At 66.4% G+C, this 18,595-nt stretch carries 19 protein-coding genes and 1 pseudogene; 4 read left to right on the forward strand and 16 right to left on the reverse strand.

Translation table 11 applies throughout. The features are described 5' to 3' along the window. Positions 1-330: 330 nt before the first annotated feature. From ACIGHN_RS14845 to flgB, 7 genes and pseudogenes are all read right to left on the reverse strand, one after another. The gene (locus ACIGHN_RS14845) at positions 331-1,047 is read right to left on the reverse strand and encodes a flagellar basal body L-ring protein FlgH (protein WP_396505020.1); all 717 of its coding nucleotides are present in this window, start codon (positions 1,045-1,047) and stop codon (positions 331-333) included. Between the two features lie 8 nt (positions 1,048-1,055). Then, positions 1,056-1,836: pseudogene (gene flgG, locus ACIGHN_RS14850) on the reverse strand (flagellar basal-body rod protein FlgG). A gap of 37 nt (positions 1,837-1,873) precedes the next feature. Continuing rightward, positions 1,874-2,614 carry a flagellar basal-body rod protein FlgF gene (flgF, locus tag ACIGHN_RS14855; RefSeq protein ID WP_056420094.1) on the reverse strand — a complete coding sequence of 247 codons (741 nt, stop codon included), beginning with the start codon at positions 2,612-2,614 and terminating at the stop codon, positions 1,874-1,876. Between the two features lie 59 nt (positions 2,615-2,673). Continuing rightward, complete coding sequence (gene flgE, locus ACIGHN_RS14860) at positions 2,674-3,954, reverse strand: flagellar hook protein FlgE (RefSeq protein WP_056420091.1); 1,281 nt, start codon at positions 3,952-3,954, stop codon at positions 2,674-2,676. 47 nt (positions 3,955-4,001) lie between these two features. Next, positions 4,002-4,661: a flagellar hook assembly protein FlgD gene (locus ACIGHN_RS14865; RefSeq protein WP_056420088.1), complete on the reverse strand. Its 660-nt coding sequence runs from the start codon at positions 4,659-4,661 to the stop codon at positions 4,002-4,004. A gap of 15 nt (positions 4,662-4,676) precedes the next feature. After that, a complete protein-coding gene (gene flgC / locus ACIGHN_RS14870) occupies positions 4,677-5,081 on the reverse strand; it encodes a flagellar basal body rod protein FlgC (RefSeq protein ID WP_056420084.1) in 405 nt (134 codons plus the stop codon). Between the two features lie 41 nt (positions 5,082-5,122). After that, entirely contained in the window at positions 5,123-5,584 is a 462-nt protein-coding gene (gene flgB, locus ACIGHN_RS14875) for a flagellar basal body rod protein FlgB (RefSeq protein ID WP_056420080.1), read from the reverse strand. 238 nt (positions 5,585-5,822) lie between these two features. On the opposite strand from flgB, the gene flgA reads away from it, so the two are divergent. The 3 genes from flgA to ACIGHN_RS14890 all read left to right on the forward strand — a co-directional run bounded on the left by flgA (position 5,823) and on the right by ACIGHN_RS14890 (position 7,495). Then, positions 5,823-6,626, forward strand: a complete 804-nt coding sequence (flgA, locus tag ACIGHN_RS14880) for a flagellar basal body P-ring formation chaperone FlgA (protein ID WP_396504998.1) — start codon at positions 5,823-5,825, stop codon at positions 6,624-6,626. 93 nt (positions 6,627-6,719) lie between these two features. Further along, positions 6,720-7,040 carry a flagellar biosynthesis anti-sigma factor FlgM gene (gene flgM / locus ACIGHN_RS14885; protein ID WP_396504999.1) on the forward strand — a complete coding sequence of 107 codons (321 nt, stop codon included), beginning with the start codon at positions 6,720-6,722 and terminating at the stop codon, positions 7,038-7,040. Positions 7,041-7,120: 80 nt separating this feature from the next. Continuing rightward, entirely contained in the window at positions 7,121-7,495 is a 375-nt protein-coding gene (locus ACIGHN_RS14890; RefSeq protein ID WP_056420071.1) for a hypothetical protein, read from the forward strand. Positions 7,496-7,766: 271 nt separating this feature from the next. Here ACIGHN_RS14890 and ACIGHN_RS14895 read toward each other — a convergent pair whose 3' ends face one another. The 9 genes from ACIGHN_RS14895 to motA form a co-directional block, all read right to left on the reverse strand. Continuing rightward, positions 7,767-8,480, reverse strand: coding sequence for an RNA polymerase sigma factor FliA (locus tag ACIGHN_RS14895; RefSeq protein WP_056420068.1), 714 nt, complete (start codon positions 8,478-8,480; stop codon positions 7,767-7,769). 4 nt (positions 8,481-8,484) lie between these two features. Further along, a complete protein-coding gene (locus ACIGHN_RS14900) occupies positions 8,485-9,285 on the reverse strand; it encodes a hypothetical protein (RefSeq protein WP_396505000.1) in 801 nt (266 codons plus the stop codon). Beyond that, entirely contained in the window at positions 9,278-10,816 is a 1,539-nt protein-coding gene (gene flhF, locus ACIGHN_RS14905; protein ID WP_056423170.1) for a flagellar biosynthesis protein FlhF, read from the reverse strand. The genes ACIGHN_RS14900 and flhF overlap by 8 nt, the downstream gene beginning before the upstream one ends. Then, positions 10,813-12,894 carry a flagellar biosynthesis protein FlhA gene (flhA, locus tag ACIGHN_RS14910; RefSeq protein WP_056420060.1) on the reverse strand — a complete coding sequence of 694 codons (2,082 nt, stop codon included), beginning with the start codon at positions 12,892-12,894 and terminating at the stop codon, positions 10,813-10,815. Before flhA ends, flhF begins: the two co-directional genes overlap by 4 nt. Next, complete coding sequence (locus ACIGHN_RS14915; protein ID WP_056420057.1) at positions 12,891-14,045, reverse strand: flagellar biosynthesis protein FlhB; 1,155 nt, start codon at positions 14,043-14,045, stop codon at positions 12,891-12,893. Before ACIGHN_RS14915 ends, flhA begins: the two co-directional genes overlap by 4 nt. Positions 14,046-14,298: 253 nt before the next feature. Further along, positions 14,299-14,919: a protein phosphatase CheZ gene (locus tag ACIGHN_RS14920; RefSeq protein WP_056420054.1), complete on the reverse strand. Its 621-nt coding sequence runs from the start codon at positions 14,917-14,919 to the stop codon at positions 14,299-14,301. Between the two features lie 4 nt (positions 14,920-14,923). Continuing rightward, positions 14,924-15,310: a chemotaxis response regulator CheY gene (gene cheY, locus ACIGHN_RS14925; protein ID WP_010466076.1), complete on the reverse strand. Its 387-nt coding sequence runs from the start codon at positions 15,308-15,310 to the stop codon at positions 14,924-14,926. Positions 15,311-15,382: 72 nt separating this feature from the next. Continuing rightward, positions 15,383-16,315, reverse strand: a complete 933-nt coding sequence (gene motB, locus ACIGHN_RS14930) for a flagellar motor protein MotB (protein WP_056420052.1) — start codon at positions 16,313-16,315, stop codon at positions 15,383-15,385. 38 nt (positions 16,316-16,353) lie between these two features. Then, on the reverse strand, positions 16,354-17,214 hold the full coding sequence (gene motA, locus ACIGHN_RS14935; protein ID WP_056420049.1) for a flagellar motor stator protein MotA: 861 nt from the start codon (positions 17,212-17,214) through the stop codon (positions 16,354-16,356). A gap of 568 nt (positions 17,215-17,782) precedes the next feature. Here motA and rfbF point away from each other — a divergent pair. Then, complete coding sequence (gene rfbF / locus ACIGHN_RS14940) at positions 17,783-18,553, forward strand: glucose-1-phosphate cytidylyltransferase (protein ID WP_056173053.1); 771 nt, start codon at positions 17,783-17,785, stop codon at positions 18,551-18,553. Positions 18,554-18,595 lie beyond the last annotated feature (42 nt).

Genomic DNA, 18,595 nt, shown 5'->3' on the forward strand with positions numbered 1-18,595 from the left:
CGCGCGGAAATCCAGGCAGGCGCCGGTGCCGCACGAGGGAGGTGGATATGAATAAAAATAGCCTCTGCCGCTTGATGGATAAGCGCCAGTAGCTATGAATTGTGTAGCAATGATGGAGTGGGAGCGCTACAGCGCCCAGACGTACGAAGTCTCCATGCCCCCGGTATTGGAGCCCGGGCGCGTCCAGAAACAACGCTCGTAAAAACTGGCGCGCCCCAGGCGAGGGCCGCCGCGCAAGGGCCGCCCCGCCGCGCTGGCGGCGTCCCCCTCCCGGAGCGCGCAGCGCGTAGAGAGAGGGGGAAGGCGCGCAGCGCCTCAGGGGGTGGAACTCTAGAACGGCGTGATGGTATTGAAGATCCGGTTCATCCACCCCATGGCCTGGGCTTCGTTCTGCGCCCCGCGGCCGCGCGACTCGACGCGCACGTTGGCCACCTGGGTCGAGTTCACGATGCTGCCGGGCTGCAGGGCGCGCGGATCGATGGTGCCGGAGAAGCGCAGCACATCCACGTTCTGGTTCACGCCGATCTGCTTTTCGCCCGTCACGACCAGGTGGCCGTTGGGCAGCACGTCCACCACGGTGGCGGTGATCGAGCCGGTGAAGGTGTTGGCGCTTTCCGTGCCGCCCTTTCCGGAGAAGGTGTTCTCCGAGCCCGCGCCCAGCGTGGTCACGTCGCTGAGCGACTTCTTCACGAAGGGCAGGTTGGTGATGCCGGCCTTGGCTTCGGAGGTGCGGTCCACCGTGGACGACGACTTCTGGCTGGCCGTCACGTTCTCCACGATCATGATCGTCACGTTGTCGCCCACCAGGCGCGCGCGGCGGTCTTCGAACGCAGGCCGGTAGCTGGCGTTGTGGAACAGGCTGCCGGTCACCGGCGCTGGTGTGCGCTGCACTGCGGCGATGGGCGGCGGCGTGGTGGGCAGGATGTCCACAGGCGGGGGCGGCGACATGGTGGCGCAGCCGGTGAGCACCAGCGCACCGAGGGCGGCGGGCAGGGCGAGAAGGCGGTTGAACTGCAGCATGGCAAAGGCTCCTGTCGTCATCTTCATCTTCATCGTCACAGCTGTGCGAGCTTGGCCAGCATCTGGTCGGAGGTCTGGATGGCCTTGGAATTCATTTCGTAGGCGCGCTGGGTCTGGATCATGGTCACCAGTTCTTCCACCACGTTCACGTTAGAGGCTTCCAGAAAGCCCTGCTTCAGGATGCCCAGGCCGTTGGTGCCGGGCGTGCCCTGCTGGGGCTGGCCCGAGGCGGCGGATTCCTTGAACAGGTTCTGGCCGATGGGCTCCAGGCCTGCCGGGTTGATGAATGCGGCCATCGCCAGGTTGCCCAGGGGCTGGGGCTGGGTGTTGCCCTGCACGGTGGCGGACACCACGCCGTCGGCGCTGATGGTGATGCTGGTGGCGTTGGCGGGCACGGTGATGCCGTTGGCCACGGGCAGGCCGCTGGAGGTGACCATGCGGCCCTGCGCATCGACCTGGAACGAGCCGTCGCGGGTGTAGCCGATGGTGCCGTCGGGCATGGTCACTTCGAAGAAGCCGTTGCCGTTGATGGCCACATCCAGGTTGTTCTTCGACTCCTGCAGGCTGCCCTGCACGAAGTTGCGGCTGGTGGCCACGGTGCGCACGCCCAGGCCCAGGTGCAGGCCGGTGGGCAGCTGGTTCTGCTCGGTGGTGGCGGCGCCCACCTGGCGCAGGTTCTGGTAGATCAGGTCTTAACACCGCGTTGTTGCGCTTGTAGCCGGTGGTGGAGACGTTGGCCAGGTTGTGCGAGATGACGTCGAGCTGGGTCTGCTGGGCAGACATGCCGGTCTTGGCGATCCAGAGGGAGTTGATCATGGTGCTTCCTTATGGCGTGGCGGCGGTCAGAGCCGCTTCAGCCGTTCATGCTCAGCAACTGGCTGGCGGTCTTGTCGTTGGCCTCGGCGGTCTGCAAGAGGCGCATCTGCTGCTCGAACTGGCGCGATGCGGCAATCATTCCGACCATGCTCTCCACCGGGTTCACGTTGGAGCCTTCGAGCGCGCCGGACAGCATGCGGGCATTGGCGTCGTTGGGCAGGGGGTCGCCCGACGCGGCGCGAAACAGCCCGTCGTCGCCGCGCTTGAGCGGGTCTTCCGCCGTGGGCGTGGCCAGCTTCAGGCGGCCGATGTTCTGCGCGGCCTGGCCTGCGATCTTGGCGGTGATGGTGCCGTCGCTGCCCAGCGAGACATCCGCCCCGGGTGGCACGTCGATGGGCGCGCCGCCGTCGGACAGCACGGGCAGCCCGGTGGGCGTGAGCAGCTGGCCCGTGGCCGAGACTTCGAAGCTGCCCGCGCGGGTGTAGGCCTCGGTGCCATCCAGACCCTGCACCGCGAACCAGGCGTTGCCGGCGGCCATGGCATCGAGGTTGCGGCCCGTGCGCTGCACCGGGCCGGGTGTGTTCACGTAGCCCGAGGTGGCTTCGAGCGCGAAGACGCGGGTCTTGGAGCCGTCGCCCTGCATGGGCACCGAGCGGAAGGTGGACATCTCCGCGCGAAAACCCTGCGTGGACGCGTTGGCCAGGTTGTTGGACAGCACGGACTGCCGGTGGGCGGCCGCGTTGGCGCCTGTCATCGAGGTGTAGATGATGCGGTCCATAGGTGCTTTCCGAAGTCCAGTGCAGGGTCAGTGGCGGGTGATCAGGTCGATCAGGTCGATCAGCGCAAATTCACCAGGGTGGACATCACCTGGTCTTGCGTCTTGATCGTCTGCGCGTTGGCCTGGTAGGCCCGCTGCGCGGTCATCATGTTCACGAGCTCTGCGGTCAGGTCGACGTTGGAGTCTTCCAGGGCCCCCGAGCGCAGCGAGCCGAAGTTGCCGTCGGTCGCGGTGCCCGCCACCGGCTGGCCGGATTCGAACGTGGCCACCCAGTTGTTGCCGCCCACCGAGGCCAGGCCCTGCGTGTTGCGGAAGCTCGACAGGGCGACCTGGCCTTCGGCACGGGTCACGCCGTTGGAGTAACGGGTCATGATCATCCCGTTGTTCTCGATATTGATGCCGGTGAGCTCGCCCGTGGTGTAGCCGTCCTGGCTGAGGTTGGACACCGCGAACTTGTTGCCGCTCTGGGACACCTTGTCGAGGCCCACGTCCACGGTGAAGGTGGGCAGGTTGTTGGGGTTCGGTGGCGTGGGGTTGACGGTCAGCGGCAGCGAGAAGCCGGTGGCGGGCGGCGTGGCGGCGGGGCCGGTGATGGCGCCGTTGTTGTCGAACGTGATCTGGCCGATCGGCGTGGCCACCACCGGCGGCACGGCCGTGGGGTCGTCGAGCGCGTCGTACACGTCCCAGGTGTTGTCGGTCGCGGTCTTCTGGAAGTACAGGTTGACCGGCTTGGGCACGCCCTGGCTGTCGAACACGTTGATCGACGTGCCGTAGGTGGCGCGCGGCGTGGCCGGAACGGGCGGCGTGGCGGCCGGGTCGCCGGCAGCGTCGGTGGCGGTGGCCGGCAGGTTGAACGCGGCGGTGATCTTGGTGGTCTGCTTGGCCGGAATCGGCTCGGCCGTGGGGAAGACCATCGGGATCGGGTCGGTGCCCGACCGCAGGCCGGTGGTCGGGTCCACCGGGTAGCCCATCACCTTGGCGTTGTCGTTGGTGATCATGTTGCCTTCCTTGTCCAGCTTGAAGTTGCCGGAGCGGGTGTAGGCAGGCGTGCCATCGGGCATGGTCAGCGTGAAGAAGCCGTTGCCGTTGATGGCTACATCGAGGCTGTTGCCGGTGATCGTGAGGTTGCCCTGCGTGAACTGCTGCGACACCGCGGCGACTTCCACACCGATGCCGGCGTTGGTGCCACCGGCCGAGCCGATCGCCGACGCGACCATCTCGGCGAACTCGGCCCGCGAGGCCTTGAAGCCCACGGTGTTGGAGTTGGCGATGTTGTGCCCGATGACATCGAGGTTTTTGCTGGCGGCGTTCAAGCCCGACAGGCCTTGCTGGAAACTCATGGTGTTCTCCTATGGACGCGAAGAAAAAGAGGGGGGACGGGCCGGCGTTACACCAGGGCCTTGATCTGGCTGTAGCTGATGGACTTGCCGTTGGCCAGGGTCAGCATGAGCTGGCCGTCCTCGGCGCCCGCAGCCGTGACCTTGGACAGCGCCAGCGGCGTGCTCGACAGCTTGGCCGAGCCATTGACGGCGCTGACGCGGAACTGCAGCGCGTCGGTTGCGCCGGTGTACTTGCTGGCGTCCCACTCGAAGGTGTGGCGGCCTGCGCCCTTGGCGCCCAGGTCGATCGTGTCCACCACCTGGCCACCGGCGGTGGTGACCTCGATCTTCACGTTCGTGGCGGCCGAGGGCAGCTCGAAGCCGCCCTTGCCGACCTTGTCGGCCACGGCGATGGTCGAGCCCTCGGTCATCACGTTGCGGCCGATGAGCGTGGTGCCCTGCATGACCTGCAGCGAGTTGAACTGCTCGGACATGCTCTGCATGGTCTGGTTGAGCTGCTGGATGCCGGTGACGGTGTTGATCTGCGCGATCTGCGACGTCATCTGGGCGTTGTCCAGCGGGTTCATCGGGTCCTGGTTGTTCAGCTGCGCGACGAGCAGCTTGAGGAACCGGTCCTGCGCGGCCGCCGGGTCGGTGGCGGCGTTCGCCTTGGTGCCGCCGGTCGCGTCGGTGACCGTGGGTGCGCTGGTGGTGGAGTTGAGGATCATGGTGGCGTCCTAGGGTTACTGGCCCATCTGCAGGGTCTTGAGGAGCAGCGACTTGGCCGTGTTCATGACCTCGACGTTGTTCTGGTAGGAGCGGGAGGCGGAGATCATGTTGACCATCTCCTCCACGGCGTTGACGTTGGAGTGCGTGACGTAGCCCTGCTCGTCGGCGGACGGGTGGCTCGGGTCGTGCACCTTGCGGCCAGGGGTGTTGCTTTCGTTGATGCCCGTCACGCGCACGCCGGCCGAGCTGTCCGCGCCCATGGGCTCCGTCTGGAACATCACCTGGCGGGCCTTGTAGGCCTTGCCGTCGGGGCCGGCCACCGCATCGACGTTGGCCAGGTTGCTGGCCACCACGTTGAGCCGTTGCGACTGCGCACTGACGGCGCTGCCCGACACATTGAAGATGGAGAACATGGACATGGGGTGACTCGCTTTCTGCGCTCGGTGCGGGGGGCGTCTGCTTATTGGCCCTGGATGGCACTGAGCATGGTTTTGGCGTTGCCGTTGATGAACCGCAGCGTGGCTTCGTAGCGCACGGCGTTGTCGACGAAATTGGCGCGTTCGCGGTCCAGGTCGACCGTGTTGTTGTCCAGCGCGGGTTGGGTCTGCACCGCATAGCCCAGCGTGCCTTTGGCGCCCAGCTCGCCGCTCATGCGGCTGGTGGGCAGGGGCATGTGGCGCGCGTCGGTGGTGCCGGCGGTACCCACGGAACCCGCGGTGAGCCGGGTGGTGAAGCCCGAGCCGGTGCCCGTGCTGCTCTCGCCCGTGGCTTCTTTCAGCGCTTCGCTGAACTTGAAGTCGCGCGCCACGTAGCCGGGGGTGTCCGAATTCGCAATGTTGCTGGCGATGGCACGCTGGCGCTCGGAACGCAGGATCAGTGCGTTGCCGTGGAAGTCCAGCCGGTTGGTCATCTTGTCGAGCATGTTTGCCTCGGGCCCTGGAGTGCAAAGACGCCGGTCCAGGGGGTTTTCCGGCGTGGCTCGATTGTGGAGAGCGTGGGTTTTTTCTAAAGCGCGAAGAACGCGGAAATGGGCGCGCAGTTTCGGGTTTTGCACCGGCCGGGCCTGCCTATAGTTCCAGTCGTGAAATAGTCTTTGCCGCCCTCTGCGAGAAGACCCGTGAAGACTCGCGAAGACCCCCCGCGATGCCCAGGAGGCCCCCATGCCATCGACACCGTCCCCCCGCTTTCCCTCCCTTTCATTCGCCGCCCTGCACCCGGTGCCGGCACGGCCTGCGCGCTCCGCCCTGCGGGGCGCCCTGGCCGCTGCGGTGCTGCTGGGCGCGGCGCTGTGCTCCGTGGGCTCGGCCCGCGCCCAGGCGGCGGCAGATCCTGCGGCGGACCTGGGGCCGCTGACCCAGCGCTGGCTGGACGATGCCCTCGCGCGCAACCAGCCCGCCGGCTTGCCGCTGCGCATGGAAGTGAGCGTGGGCTCGCTGGATTCCCGGCTGCGGCTGGCGCCCTGTGCGCGGGTCGAGCCCTATCTGCCGGTGGGCTCGCGCCTGTGGGGGCGCACGCGCCTGGGGCTGCGGTGCGTGGAAGGCCAGACGGCCTGGAACGTGTATCTTCCGGTTACAGTCAAGGCCTTCGGCCCCGCGTGGGTGCTGACCAGCGCCGTGGCGCCGGGCGCCGTCCTGACCGCTGCCGACGCGACCGAGGCGGAAGTGGACTGGGCGGCGGAGTCCGCCCCGGTCATGGCCAACCCGGACCTGTGGGTGGGGCAGATTGCGGCGCGCCAGCTGGTGCCCGGGCAGGCGCTGCGCCAGAGCATGGTGCGTGCCCCCAACCTGTTTCGCGCAGGCGCCCAGGTGAAGGTGGTGGCCCAGGGGCCGGGTTATGCGGTCACGTCCGCGGGGCAGGCCATGTCGGCGGGGTCGGTGGGGCAGATTGTCCGTATCCGCATGGACAATGGCCGAATAGTCAGTGGCACTGTGAGCGAAAACGGGACAATCGATGTCACTCTTTGATGACCGGACCGCGATAAATCGCTAAAGTCCCCGCCAAATGGGTCGAAAACATTGCTACTGTGCCCCACATCGAACGGGGTGGTGGAGAGAGCGATGAAGATTGGTCAAAAACCGGAACTCCCGGGCGGGTTGCTGCAGACAGGGCTTGCCAAGCAAGCCAAGCCGCCGGCAACCGCTGCGGAAGGAGCCACGAAAGACGCACTGACGGCGTCGGCCGTCGGCGTGCCTGTCACGGTGTCGACCGCGGCCCGTGCCCTCGACCAGACGGCCCGCACCACGGCCGATTTCGATGCCAGCAAGGTGAAGGCCGTGCGCACGGCGATCGAAAAAGGCACGTTCTCGGTGGATGCCGAAGCCATTGCCGACAAGATGCTCTCCAACGCCCAGGAGATCCTGTCCCGCTCGCGCGGTTGAACCCCACCACGAACGCCGGGGTTCAACGAGCGCACTGAACATCACTTGGCATACCAGCACGGTTCATCGCACAATGCGCCATGTCGCTGGAAGAATCCCTCTCGGCTGTTGAACAGCTGATCGAAAAAGTCTCCGCCGCGCTCCTGGCGGCAGATCCCCAAACCCTGGAAAAGCACAGCATCGCCCTGCGGGACGCAGCGGCGCAGTTCACCTATGCGCTGGAGCAGTCCGCGCAGCGCGGCCTGCCCCTGCCTGCACAATTGAAAAAACGGGTGGACGCCATCAGCGACAGGCTGGCCAACCACCGCGACGGCCTCGCCCGCCTGTCCGCCAATGCCGACCGCCAGGTCGCCAGCATGATCCCCCAGGCCGGCACCCCCGCCACCTACGGCGACGGCCGCGCCGCCCAGCCCGGCAAGGCTGGCGTGGCACGCATCTACAAATCGGCGGGTTGAGTCGAGCCGTAACTCAAACAAGATAGCTGCCCGCGCTTGCTGCGCCTGCGTTTGAAAAGAAAAACCGGTTCAATCCAACGCCAGCCAAGCGCCAGCAGCTATTTTATCGATAGCAAACCGGTGCTCAGTACGTGGGAGTTCGGCGTTGCGCAATGCCCGTAAATACGGTCGCAGCCCAAATACCAGTGCCACCGTGGATCTGGCTCCGCGCCAGTCCACGGGTGGCGTCCCCCTCAGGGGGGAAACGGCGCAGCCGCTCAGGGGGGAGCGGCTAGTGCGCCCTCATCTTCGCCCGCAGCCGGGCGATGGACTGGCTGTGCAGCTGGCACACCCGTGACTCGGTCACGCCCAGCACGGCCGCGATCTCCTTGAGATTCATGTCGTGCTCGTAGTACATGCCCATGATGTGCTGCTCGCGCTCGGGCAGGCTCTTGATGGCGTTGACCAGGGACACCTTGAGCCGCTGGTCGCGCAGCATCTCCATGGGGTCGGCGTCGCCGTCCGCCACGTGGCGGTCGAGGAAACCGTCGTCGTCCTCGTTGTGGGTCATGTCCTCCAGGTACACCAGCTGGGTGCCCCGGACCTTGCCCAGCAGGGTCTGGTACTCGGGCAGTTCCATGCCCATTTCGTCGGCGATCTCGGATTCGAGCGGGCTGCGGCCGAGCTTTTGCTCCAGGCGGTGCACCGCGTGCTCGATGTCTTTCTGGCTCTTGCGCGAGCTGCGGCTCATCCAGTCGCCCTCGCGCAGCTCGTCGAGCATGGCGCCGCGGATGCGCTGGGTGGCAAAGGTCTCGAACTGCACGCCCTGCGCCACCTCGTAGCGCGACAGCGCCTCCGCCAGGCCCATCATGCCGACCTGGATCAGGTCGTCCAGCTCCACATTGGGGGGCAGCTTGGCGATCATGTGGTGCGCGATCCTGCGAACCAGCGGAACATGCTGGCGGATCATCGCGTCACGATCGAGCTGGCCTTTGGCGGTGTACATCTGATCAGTGGCTCCGAGCAAAGAAATGCGCAGGCATGCCTGTCGGATTGTGGTGCGGGAGCGCGGTCATCGATTCACTGATAGTGCCCGCATTTTCCAGCAGTTGCAAGGCCAGGCGCTGCAGGTCCTGCGGGCTTTGCGTGGCGATGGTCGTGGTGCGCACGGGGCCGCACAGGTGCTGTTCGGCGCACTCCTGCAGGGTCTGCAGGGCGCCCTGGGTCTTTCTGCGCTCGGCGGCGGTGTTGCCGTGCAGCAGGCCGGCCACCATGCAGGGCAGGCCGGTGTGCACCGCGATCTGCTTGAGGCTCTTGTAGCTCTTGAGCACGCCCGCGGCATCGTTGCCCATCACGACGAGCGGAATGGTCGCCGTGTGCGTGAGCAATGGGCCGAGCGTGGACGCGGGAGCGTGCAGCACCATCAGGCCATACGTCCTGAAGTACGGCAGCAGGCCGTGCAGCGGCGCGGTCTCGTTGGCCTGGGCGCGGCGGGCCGCGAGCTGCAGGCCCTTGGCGGCCGGTATCACGGCCAGCGACGAGGCCGCGGCGCCCATGTTCAGGTGCGCGCCGTCGTTCCACGGCGCCTGCTGCAGCAGGTGCAGCAAGCCGGGGCTGTCGTCGGTCTCGTGCGCCGTGCCGTCCAGCACCACGACCTGGTGGCCCAGGCGCTGCAGGATGGCGCAGACCTGCCACAGGGCTTCGAGGCCCGTGCCGGCGTTGTCCTGGCTGGCGACCGCCACCACGCGCAGTTCGGACTGCGGCGTGAAGCTGTGCAGGCTTGCGCCCTGGTGGAATCCGATATCAAGCATCGACCAGCCCTCGCTCGTTGATGCCGTCCGGCGAGTGCGAGAAGAAGAAGTTCAGGTCGCTGGCCTTGGGGTCGAACGCCGACTTCACCGGTGCGCGCATCGAGGTGTTGATGAGCTTGTGGGCATCGGCGCGCTCCCAGTCCTCGGGCACGCGCTGGCCGTTGGTCACGCCGCGCAGCACCATCTGGTGGCGGATGAGCGCGTCGATCGCGGGGCCGAGTTTGACGGCTTCGTCCACCTTGGACAGGATGGCCTGCTGCGAGCCGTCGGTCTTGAAGGCGGTGAGCACGTCGTCCAGCGTGTCGCCATGGCAGCCGGCGTTGAGCACCAGCAGGCGGTTGACGTGCGGCAGGTCCAGCACGTCGAGCATGTCGCGCTTGCGCGGGTCGCGCGGGGCGACGCCGGTGGTGTCGATGAGCACCATCTTCTTGCCCGACAGCAGGCCCAGCAGGTCCTGCAGCGCGGCGCGGTCGTGGGCCAGGTGGGCCACGATGCCCAGCATGCGGCCGTAGGTGCGCAGCTGTTCGTGGGCGCCCACGCGGTAGGTGTCCAGCGTGATCAGGCCGACGCTGCCGGGGCCGTGGATGCGGGCGCACATGGCCGCGAGCTTGGCGGTGGTGGTGGTCTTGCCCACGCCGGTGGAGCCCACCAGCGCGAAGATGCCGCCCTGCTCGTACAGCGGGGTCTCGGCCAGGTCGGTCTTGAGGTTGCGCTCCAGCACTTCCATCAGCCAGCGCACCGATTCGGCGGCCGACAGCTCTTCGGGCATGCGCTCCAGCACGGCACGGGCCAGCGAGGGCGAGTAGCCGGCGCGGATCATCTTGAGCATCAGGTTGGACTGGATGGGGTTCTGGCGCGCCTGCCCCAGCCACGCCAGCGTGTTGAAGCGGTCTTCGATCAGCTCCTTCATCGCGTGCAGCTCGGTCATCACGCTTTGCTGGTTGGCGGCGGACTGCACGGCGTGGCTCACGGCGGGCTCGGGGCGGCGGCGGGGCTGCTCGGGCGGCAGGTCCATGGGGATGCTGCGCAGCGGGTTGTGGCGCGCCACGGCCGGTGCGCTGCTGATGCGCTCGCGCTCGGGCGCTTCGTCACGGCTGCGCTCGGACAGGGTGGGCGGGTCCGACGGGCCGTTCAGCGCTTCGTGGCGGCGGCGCAGCATGCGTTCGCGCACATAGTCCTGGAAGGACAGAGTGCTCATCGCGAGCTGCTCGGTGTCTTCTTCCACGGGGTTGCGGTTCATGGCCGACAGCGCGGACAGGGTGGCCTGGCTGTGGCTTGCGCCCTGGCTGGCGCGCTGCGGTGCGCTGCGGGGGGGCGTGGGCGCCAGCAGGGGCGGGTTGGAGGAAGGCGACGCGCCGCCTCCCGCACCGCTGCCATCCAGGGCCGAGAGCGTGTCCTCGGCCGTGGCCACCACCTCGACGCCATTGGCCGTGGGGCGGTTGGACAGGATCAGGGTGCCGTCACCAAAGGCCATGCGTGCTTTGGCCAGAGCTTCCCGGGACGTGGGGGCGGTAAAGCGTTTGATGTTCATGCTGATGCACCTCTAAGGATCGGCCCAATGCGGATGGTGTGGGTCTCGGGGATTTCACTGTGCGCCAGCACCTGCAGGCGGGGCGCGACGCGGCGCACCAGGCGGGAGATGGCATTGCGGATCTGGTCGGGCACCAGCAGGCAGGCTGGCAGCCCCATTTCTTCCTGCTTGAGGGCCACTTCGGCGGCCTTCTGGGTCAGGATGTCGGCGACGCCGGGGTCCAGGGCCGGGCCGGCGGCATTGCCCAGTGCCTGCACCAGGAGGCGCTCCAGGCCCGGCTCGATGGCGATGACGTTGAGCTCGCGCGTCGGGCCGTAGATCTGCTGGACGATGGCGGGCGACAGGGCAATGCGCACGCGGCGGGCCAGCTCGACGGGGTCGCTGATGCCGCCGGCGAACTCGGCCAGCGTTTCGATGATGGTGCGGATATCGCGGATGTGCACAGATTCCTCCAGCAGCAGCTGGAGGACTTTCTGGAACGTTGCGATGGAGACCATTTTGGGGACCACTTCTTCGATGAGCTTGGGGGCCAGCTTGGCCACGTGTTCCACCAGTTGCTGCGTTTCCGTGCGACTGAGGAGCTTGGCGGCTTGCACTTGCATCAAGTGTGACAAATGGGTGGCCATCACGGTTTCGGAATCAACGACCGTAAAACCTGCCATTTGTGCGGCTTCCTTCTGGCGGTCGTCGATCCAGTGCGCGGGCAGGCCGAACGCGGGGTCGGTCGTGGGGGTGCCGATCAGGGGCGTGGTGATGCCGCCGGGGTTGATGGCCAGGAACATGCCGGGGAAGGCTTCGCCTTCGCCCACCACCACGCCGCGCAGGGTGATGCGGTAGCCGCTGGGCTTGAGTTCCAGGTTGTCGCGCACGTGCACGGCCGGGGGCAGGAAGCCCACCTCCTGCGCGAACTTGCGGCGCACGCCCTTGATGCGGGTGAGCAAATCGCCCTGGCGGCTCTTGTCCACCAGGCTGATCAGGCGGTAGCCCAGCTCCAGGCCGAGCAGGTCCACGGGCTGCAGGTCGTCCCAGGTGGCTTCGCCGTCGGCCACGGGGGCGGGCGGGGCCTCGACTTCGGGCGGCACCTTCTGGCGCTCGTACAGCAGCCAGGCGCCGTAGGCCATCATGCCCCCCATGGTCAGGAACACCAGGTGCGGCATGCCGGGGATCATGCCCAGCAGCAGCAAGATGGCGGCCGTCACGCCCACCACGCGGGGCGACATGAACAGCTGCGCCACGATCTGGCGGCCCATGTCCTGGTCCTTGCCCACGCGCGAGATCACCATCGCGGCGGCCACCGAGATCAGCAGCCCGGGGATCTGCGCCACCAGCGCATCGCCCACGGCCAGCAGGATGTAGCTGTCGGCCGCCTGCCCGGCCGACAGGCCGTGCTGGAGCATGCCGATGGCAAAGCCGCCCACGATGTTGATCAGCAAGATCAGGATGCCGGCGACGGCGTCTCCGCGCACGAACTTGGATGCACCGTCCATGGAGCCGAAGAAGTTCGCTTCTTCCGCGACCTCGGCGCGCCGGCGCTTGGCTTCCTTTTCGTCGATCATCCCGGCGTTCAGGTCGGCGTCCACCGCCATCTGCTTGCCCGGCATGGCGTCGAGCGCAAAGCGGGCAGACACTTCGGCAATGCGCTCCGCGCCCTTGGTGATCACCACGAAGTTGATCACCACCAGGATGGCGAACACGATCAGGCCCACGGCGAAATTGCCGCCGATCAGAAAGTGCCCGAAGGCCTCGATCACCGCACCGGCCGCGCCGGGGCCGGTGTGGCCTTCCAGCAGCACGACCCGGGTGGAGGCCACGTTGAGCGACAGGCGCATCAGCGTCGTCAGCAGCAAGACGGCGGGGAATGCCGCGAAATCCAGCGGGCGCAGCATGTACGCCGCCACCATCATCACCATCAGGGCGACGGCGATGTTCAGCGTGAAGAATGCGTCCAGCAGCCACGGCGGGATCGGGAGCACCATCAGCGCCAGGATGGCGACCACCAGCAGCGGCGCCGACATGCCTTGAAGGGCGCTCGAGTGGTTGCCCGCCCAGAGCCGGACAGACTTTACAGAGGTATTCATACGGCGGTGCCTTGCACGGTGGTGCGGTTCAGCGGATCAAGCTCTGGCGGAACGAAGGGCTCGTCCAGGCTGTCGGGCATGCGGCCTTCGCCGCGCAGCGCGGCCTTGAGGCGGTACACGTAGGCCAGCACCTGCGCCACGGCGGTGTACAGCGTGGCGGGGATGGCCTGGTCGAGCTCGGCGTGGGCATACAGCGCGCGGGCCAGCATGGGCGACTGCAGCACGGGCACGTTGTGCTCCTTGGCCACGTCGCGGATCCGCAGGGCGATGAGGTCGGTGCCGCGCGCGATCACCTGGGGGGCGGCCATGGTCTTTTCGTCGTACTTGAGCGCCACGGCGTAGTGGGTGGGGTTCATGACCACGAAGTCGGCCTTGGGCACGGCGCCGACGCTGGCGCGTTCGGCGATCTCGCGCTGCTTCTGGCGGATGTGGCCCTTGATATGGGGGTTGCCGTCCGACTCCTTGTGCTCCTGCTTGATTTCCTCGTGCGACATCTTCAGGCGCGCCTTGAAGAAGTAGGCCTGCAGCGGAACGTCCACCAGCGCCGCCAGGAACACGACCAGCAGCAGCAGGCTCATGCCGGAGGTCAGCCAGTCGGCCAGCTGGCGGATGGCCATGGGCGAGGGCTGCAGCACCAGCATGGCGACCGTGTCGATGCTGTTGCCCATGAACTTCCAGGCCACGTAGCTCAGGATCACGGTCATCAGCACCATCTTGGCCACGTTGGCCATCTGCTGCTTGGAAAAGAGGTTGGCCACGCCCGAGATCGGGTTCAGGCGGTTGAACTGGGGCGAGATGGGCTTGCTGCTCATGATCCAGCCGCCCGCGCCGATGGCGCTGATCAGGGCCGCGCCGCTGGTGAGGATGGCGAACACCGCGCTGGCGATGATGCCGATGATCACCATGTCCGACAGCCGCTTGAGCATGGTGCCGGGCGCCATCACGATGGCGGAGTTGAACGCCAGCTGGCGGCTCATGGCCAGCTGCATGTGCTCCATCAGCGCCGGGGCCAGGAGCAGCATGCAACCGGCGCCGGCACCCAGGATCGCCAGGTGCGAGAGGTCGCGCGAGCGCGCACCCTGGCCGTCTTCGCGCGCTTTTTGCAGTTTGCGCTCTGACGCGGGTAGGTTTTTCTCTTGGCTGGATTCCATGATGGCATGACGGCTGGTGCCATGCCATTGTCGTGAGCGACCCGGAAATCTAAAGGTGGATAAGGGGGCGTCGATGCCCGCTTTTCCGTGCCGCGAGGCCTTTGCAGGCCCGCCAAGCGCCAGCGCGACCAGCTACAGGCGCGCCCTCCGAAACCCGCGCGTCCGAAGCCAGCGCACCCGTGCAACTGGCTTTGCCAGGCCACTGGGTGCGCCCCCCACAGAGGGACGCCGCCGAAGGCGACTCAGGGGGAGGTCAGAACCCGAGGCTGGCGAGCAGGTCGTCCACCTGCGACTGGTCGGTGACCACGTCCGGCGTGTTTTCGGGGTCGACCACCGGGCCCTGCAGGTGCGCGGGCTTGGCCTCGACGGCGGGCACCTGGGCATTGGGCGGCGCCGTCTGGATGAGCAGCTGCACCAGCTGCTCTTCGATATTGGCCGCCAGGTTCACCACGCGCGCGATCACCTGGCCGGTGAGGTCGTGGAAGTCCTGGGCCATCATGATTTCGGTGAGGTGGGTGTCCGCTTCCTTGGTCACCCGCTCCACGTCGGTCAGGAAGTTCATGATCTCGCCCTTGGCCACGGCGGCCACGGGGTCCTTGACCAGGGACGTCACCACCCGGCGCGTTTCCGCCGCGATGTAGTCGTGCTGGGCCTTGGCCTGCTCCACGCGGTTGAGCACCTTTTCCGCCGCTTCGCCGGTCAGGCGGGCGATGTAGGACAGGCGGCTTTGCGCGTCGGGCAGCTCGCCCATGGAGCCGCGCAGCTTGTCGGCGTAGCCCAGTTCGTTGAGCGAGTCGTGCAGTTGCCGGGTTAGCAGGCCGATCTTCTGATGGACTTCGGCGGGCTGTTGGCTGTGGTCCGGTGTGGCGTCCATGATGTCATAGCCCCATCTTCTTGAGAATCAAGGTCACCTTTTCTTCCAGCGTGGCCTTGGTAAAGGGCTTGACGATGTAGCCTGCTGCGCCACCCTGGGCTGCGGCCACGATGTCTTCCTTGCGGGCTTCGGCGGTGACCATGAGGACGGGCAAGTGCTTGAGCTTGTCGTCCTTCTTGATCTCCGCCAGCAACTGGAACCCGTTCATGTTGGGCATGTTGATGTCGGTGACCACGAAGTCGAACTTGCTGTTGCGCAGCTTGTTCAGCGCGGCAACGCCATCCTCGGCTTCATCGGCATCGGCAAAACCGCTTTCCTTGAGCAGGTTGCGCACGATGCGCCGCATGGTGGAGAAGTCGTCAACAATCAAAAAACGAAGGGCTGTGGTCACGTGGGACCCTTTCGGTCGGAAGTATCTGTAAGTATTGTCATGGGCGGCAGCGTTGGTGACAAGTCGTAACCGTCATCTGCCTGGGGGGGGATTTTCCCGCTTTTCATTCAACAGTTCTGTGGAAGTGATTTCGGGGATCCCTTTACCCATGAGACGTTCTTCGGCTTCGCGGGTCAGCACCGTGATGGTGATGCGCCGGTTGGCGGGAGCGCGCGGGTTTTTTGGCTCCAGCAGATCGCTGGCCGCCAGGCCCACCACACGTCCCAGTTTAGCGTCTGGCATGCCGGCCGAGACCAATTCGCGCCGCGACGCGTTGGCCCGGTCGGCCGACAGCTCCCAGTTGCTGTAGCCGCGGTCGCTGTTGCCATACGGCACGGCATCGGTGTGGCCGGCCAGGCTGATGCGGTTTTCGACGCTGTTCAGGGCGGCGCCGATTTCGCGCAGAATTTCGCGCATGTAGGGTTTCACCAACGCACTGCCGCTGTCGAACATGGGGCGGTTCTGGTCGTCGATGATCTGGATCTGCAGGCCGTCGGGGGTGATGTCGATGCGGATCTGCGACTTGTATTCGTTCAGGCGCGGGTTTTCGGTGATGAGCGCGTCGATCTTGGCCTCCAGGGCCTTGATGCGGTCCAGGTCCTGCTTGGCGCGCTCGGCCCGGGCGGCGTCGATGCTCATGCGGCGCTGTTTGGCCTCTTCCACGTCGGAGCGGCGCACCTGGCCGTGCACCTTGGCCAGGTCGTTGCCGCCGCCAGGAATCACGCTGGAGCTGTTGCCCGACCCGTCGCCCCCGGTCATGGCCACCTTGAGCGGCGAAGAAAAGTACGCCGCGATCCCCTGCAGCTCGCCCTTGGCGGTGGAGCCCAGCAGCCACATCAGCAAAAAGAACGCCATCATCGCCGTCACGAAGTCGGCGTACGCGATCTTCCAGGCGCCGCCATGCACCGCATGGCCGCCTTTCTTGATGCGCTTGATGATGATGGGCTGGAGCTTCTTTTCTGCCATGGCGCTCGGGAATCAGGGGAGGGGGCGTGCCGCTCCTGCTACTTCTTGCCTTTCACATGCCCTTCGAGCTCGGAGAAGCTCGGGCGGACGTTGGAGAACAGCACCTTGCGGCCGAACTCGATGGCCGTGGCGGGGTTGTAGCCCTGCATGCTGGCCAGCAGGGTGGACTTGATGCACAGCAGTTCCTTGGCGGCGTCCTCGGTCTTTTGCTCGACCAGGCCGCCCAGGGGCTCGACCACGCCGTAGGCCAGCAAGATCCCGAGGAACGTACCCACCAGCGCCGAGCCGATCATGCCGCCCAGCACCGACGGCGGCTGGCCCACCGAGCCCATGGTGTTCACCACGCCCAGCACGGCGGCCACGATGCCGAAGGCGGGCAGGGCGCCGGCCAGCCGGGCCAGCGCGGCCACGGGGGCGTGCGCCTCCTGGTGGTGGGTGTCGATCTCGCTGTCCATCAGCGCCTCGATCTCGTGGGAATTAAGGTTGCCCGACACCATCATGCGCAGGTAGTCGGTGGTGAACTCGATCACGTGGTGGTCGCTGCCCACCGTGGGGTATTTCTTGAAGATCTCGGATTCATGGGGCGCCTCGACATCCTTTTCGATCGCCATCAGGCCTTCCTTGCGGGCCTTTTGCAGGATGTCGTAGAGCATCGCCATGAGCTCCATATAGCGCTCCTTGGTGTACTTGGAGCCCTTGAGTGCCATCGGAATGGCGGCCATGGTGGCCTTGATCACCTTGGGCTGGTTGTTCACCACGAAGGCGCCCAGGGCGCCGCCCAGGATGGTGATGATCTCGAAGGGCAGCGCCTTCAGGATCACGCTGATGTTTCCCCCGTGCACGATGTACACGCCGAAGATGCAGCCGAGGCAGACGACGTAACCGATGATGACAAACATGCTGTGGACGTGTTGGGCGGCAACTGCGATGAGGCCGGGAACGGCGGATGGGGCACGGCGGCTGGCGGTGCAGCTTACCGAAGGTTACTGCAAATGTATCGGATTGAAGAGCGCCAAATGGCATCAAGAGAGCGGAGATCACAGGGCTTCTTGGGGAAATGGCGCTGCAACGCAACGGCGCCATGGGTGCGATGGGCGGAAATGTGTAACAGCGCAGCGATGCCGCCGCCCGGTCACACTGCGGCCCGGCACGCCGCCGGCCGGCCACAAGAAGGCGGCGTCGGCGCGGCCCATGCAGAGGCTGGGCGATGGAAGGCCACTGCTCCCGGGCGCGGCGAAGGACAGCAGGGCATGGCGGCGTCCCTGCATGGCATTGTGGCGGCAGATTGGAGTCAAACATGCCTGCGCCGCTCTTCTGGCAAGCGCCAGCAGCTATCTATTTGATAGCATTTGCCAGGGCGGGCGCCCCGCACGCCTGCCTCGCGGCAGCATCAATCGCTGCATTTGGGGCGCTTTTGCGCGCCCACTGGGCCTTTTGGCGCCGCGGGGGCTGCACTATGCTGCGGGCATGAAAGCCGTACTGCTCGCGGGGGGACTGGGAACCCGCATCTCGGAAGAGTCGCACCTGCGCCCCAAGCCCATGATCGAGATCGGTGGGCGGCCCATCCTTTGGCACATCATGAAGATGTATGCCGCCCATGGTGTGAACGACTTCATCATCTGCCTGGGCTACAAGGGCTACGTCATCAAGGAATACTTCGCCAACTACTTCCTGCACATGTCCGACGTGACCTTCGACATGGCCAACAACCGCATGGAAGTGCACCACCGCCACGCCGAGCCCTGGCGCGTGACCCTGGTGGACACCGGCGAAAGCACGCTGACCGGCGGGCGCCTCAAGCGCGTGGGTGAATACCTCGAGCCCGACGAGCCCTTCTGCTTCACCTACGGCGACGGCGTGGCGGACATCGACATGCCCGCCCAGTTCGCCTTTCACCGCGCGCACGGCAAGCTGGCCACCGTCACCGCCGTGCTGCCCCCCGGCCGCTACGGCGCGCTGATGCGCGACGGCGACCGGGTCGAAGGTTTTGTCGAAAAGCCGCGGGGCGACGGCGGCTGGATCAACGGCGGGTTCTTCGTGCTGTCCCCGCGGGTGCTCAGCCGCATCGAGGGCGATGCCACCCCCTGGGAGGCCGAGCCCATGGACACGCTGGCGCGCGACGGCGAGCTGATGGCCTACGAGCACCACGGCTTCTGGCAGCCCATGGACACGCTGCGCGAGAAGAACCTGCTCGAAGACCTGTGGCAAAGCGGCCAGGCGCCCTGGAAGCGCTGGTGATGGCGGCAGTCCCGACGACGACAACCCCAAGGCAGCAGCACC

The organism is Acidovorax sp. NPDC077693 (assembly GCF_044542805.1).
GTDB lineage: Bacteria > Pseudomonadota > Gammaproteobacteria > Burkholderiales > Burkholderiaceae_C > Acidovorax.

Bases quoted from the DNA above. Each gene is read 5' to 3' on its own strand.
- ACIGHN_RS14865 (WP_056420088.1), bottom strand. From the start codon at position 4,661: ATGATCCTCAACTCCACCACCAGCGCACCCACGGTCACCGACGCGACC.
- motA (WP_056420049.1), bottom strand. From the start codon at position 17,214: ATGTTTGTCATCATCGGTTACGTCGTCTGCCTCGGCTGCATCTTCGGC.
- flgF (WP_056420094.1), bottom strand. From the start codon at position 2,614: ATGGACCGCATCATCTACACCTCGATGACAGGCGCCAACGCGGCCGCC.
- ACIGHN_RS14890 (WP_056420071.1), top strand. From the start codon at position 7,121: ATGTCGCTGGAAGAATCCCTCTCGGCTGTTGAACAGCTGATCGAAAAA.
- ACIGHN_RS14915 (WP_056420057.1), bottom strand. From the start codon at position 14,045: ATGGAATCCAGCCAAGAGAAAAACCTACCCGCGTCAGAGCGCAAACTG.
- ACIGHN_RS14845 (WP_396505020.1), bottom strand. From the start codon at position 1,047: ATGAAGATGACGACAGGAGCCTTTGCCATGCTGCAGTTCAACCGCCTT.
- ACIGHN_RS14895 (WP_056420068.1), bottom strand. From the start codon at position 8,480: ATGTACACCGCCAAAGGCCAGCTCGATCGTGACGCGATGATCCGCCAG.
- flgE (WP_056420091.1), bottom strand. From the start codon at position 3,954: ATGAGTTTCCAGCAAGGCCTGTCGGGCTTGAACGCCGCCAGCAAAAAC.
- flgM (WP_396504999.1), top strand. From the start codon at position 6,720: ATGAAGATTGGTCAAAAACCGGAACTCCCGGGCGGGTTGCTGCAGACA.
- ACIGHN_RS14900 (WP_396505000.1), bottom strand. From the start codon at position 9,285: ATGCTTGATATCGGATTCCACCAGGGCGCAAGCCTGCACAGCTTCACG.
- flgB (WP_056420080.1), bottom strand. From the start codon at position 5,584: ATGCTCGACAAGATGACCAACCGGCTGGACTTCCACGGCAACGCACTG.
- flhF (WP_056423170.1), bottom strand. From the start codon at position 10,816: ATGAACATCAAACGCTTTACCGCCCCCACGTCCCGGGAAGCTCTGGCC.
- flhA (WP_056420060.1), bottom strand. From the start codon at position 12,894: ATGAATACCTCTGTAAAGTCTGTCCGGCTCTGGGCGGGCAACCACTCG.
- motB (WP_056420052.1), bottom strand. From the start codon at position 16,315: ATGGCAGAAAAGAAGCTCCAGCCCATCATCATCAAGCGCATCAAGAAA.
- flgC (WP_056420084.1), bottom strand. From the start codon at position 5,081: ATGTCCATGTTCTCCATCTTCAATGTGTCGGGCAGCGCCGTCAGTGCG.
- flgA (WP_396504998.1), top strand. From the start codon at position 5,823: ATGCCATCGACACCGTCCCCCCGCTTTCCCTCCCTTTCATTCGCCGCC.
- rfbF (WP_056173053.1), top strand. From the start codon at position 17,783: ATGAAAGCCGTACTGCTCGCGGGGGGACTGGGAACCCGCATCTCGGAA.
- ACIGHN_RS14920 (WP_056420054.1), bottom strand. From the start codon at position 14,919: ATGGACGCCACACCGGACCACAGCCAACAGCCCGCCGAAGTCCATCAG.